Origin of the sequence: Arenimonas sp., from assembly GCF_019459675.1 — a bacterium.
GTDB lineage: Bacteria > Pseudomonadota > Gammaproteobacteria > Xanthomonadales > Xanthomonadaceae > Arenimonas.
In genome coordinates this window covers 1-1,708 of the sequence record NZ_JAIBFH010000443.1, presented here as the reverse complement: position 1 = coordinate 1,708, position 1,708 = coordinate 1, and the positions used below count along the sequence as shown (strand labels likewise).

Here is a 1,708-nt window from a genome sequence, read left to right as displayed (position 1 = left end):
CGCCGTTTCGCCCGGCCCCACCGTGCAGCGCGACAGCGCCGCGCAGCAGCTGGCCGCCGACGGCAACCACCGTGAGTCCGCCCGGGCCTGGGCGGCTACCGCCAATGCCAGCCGCGGCGCCGTGCGCGACCGCGCCTGGATCAACGCCGCCGAGCAGTACCGGCTCGCGGGCGACCCGGGCGCGGCCAGGCAAGCCCTGGAAGAATCCGCCCGCCGCCGGCTGACGGGCGCCGACCTGCTGCTGCACGACCTGCTGAGCGCCGAGGGCCAGGCCGCCGCCGGCCGCAGCGCCGAGGTGCTCGCGCTTCTGGCGCAGCCCCGGAACTCGGTGCCGGCCGAACAGCGGGCCCGCTGGCACGGCCTGCGCGCCGACGCCTTCGAAGCCCTTAACCGGCCGTTCGACGCCGCCGGTGAATTGGCCTGGCAGCTCGAGTCGCTCGAGCGCGAACAGCGCGCCGCGAGCGTGCGCCGCATTGACGCGCTGCTGTCCAAGCTGCCCAACGACACGCTGGCCGCCGCCAGCAGCAGCGTGCCGGTGGGGCACCCGGTTTATCTCTATGCCGGCCGCGCGCTGACCCAGCGCGGGCTGCCGCTGCCGCGTCCCTACGACCGCAGCGCGTCCGCGCCCGGCCTGGACGACTGGCCGGCCGCCGAGGGCGACGGCTACCGTCCGCCGCTCAGGCTGGCGGCCCTGCTTCCGCTGAGTGGGCCGATGGCCGCCGCGGGCCAAAGCGTGCGCGACGGCCTGCTGGCCGGCTTCTACGCCGAATACCGGCGCCGTCCGCAGATCCGCTTCTACGACACCGCCGGCGCAGACGGCGTGCGCCGCGCGCTGCTCAAGGCGCGCGAGGAAGACGCCCAGATGCTGGTGGGCCCACTAACGCGCGACGAAGTGAATGCGCTGTTCGCGCTTCCCGAGCTGGACCTGCCGGTGGTGGCGCTCAACCGCGGCACGGTGCCGCCGCCGCCCGGCAGCGCAGCGTTCGCGCTGTCACCCGAAGACGAGGGCGCCGCCGCGGCCGACCGCCTGCTCGACCGGGGCCTTCGCAACGTACTGGTGGTGACGCAGGCCGACGACAACGCCCAACGGGCGCTGGCGGCCTTCCGCGAGCGGTTCACGGTGCGCGGCGGCCAAGTGATGAACGAAGTCACCGTCAGCGAGTCCAACCCCGACTACGTGCCGGCACTGCAGGCCGCGCTGTCGGGCGCGCGCCCCGACGCGCTGTTCCTCAGCCTCACGGCCGCGCTGGCGCGCGTGCTGTCCAGCCAGATGGACACCGCGGGCCTGATCGGCGTGCCGCGCGTGGCCACGTCCCTGATCCTGTCGGGCGCCAACCTGCGCATGGACACCGAGCTCGACGGCATCGAGTACCCCGAGCTGCCCTGGCTGCTGGGACTGCGCGGCAGCCTGCCCGACCCGGACACCATCGGCCAGACCCTGCCTTCGGCGCAGGGCGGCGGCGCCCGCCTGTTCGCCTTCGGAATGGACGCATGGATGCTGGTGGCCAACCTCGACCGCCTGGCCAGCGACCCGGGCATGGAGCTGCGCGGTGCCACCGGCGAGCTGCAGCTCGACGGCTTCGGCGGCGTGCAGCGCCGGCCCGCGTGGGCGGTGTTAATCCGCGGCCGTTAGCCCCCCGCGGTGGCCGGTGCCCTGCTTGCCGAAGCCCGCCACCCCACCAAGCAGGCCAACCCCCGCCCGGCGCGG

Annotated in this window: 1 protein-coding gene; it reads left to right on the top strand. The window is 74.9% G+C overall.

What is annotated here, in order from left to right; genetic code table 11:
- On the top strand, positions 1-1,633 hold a 1,633-nt coding region (locus K0M70_RS14715), incomplete at its 5' end, for a penicillin-binding protein activator (protein WP_290783210.1).
- Positions 1,634-1,708: the final 75 nt, after the last annotated feature.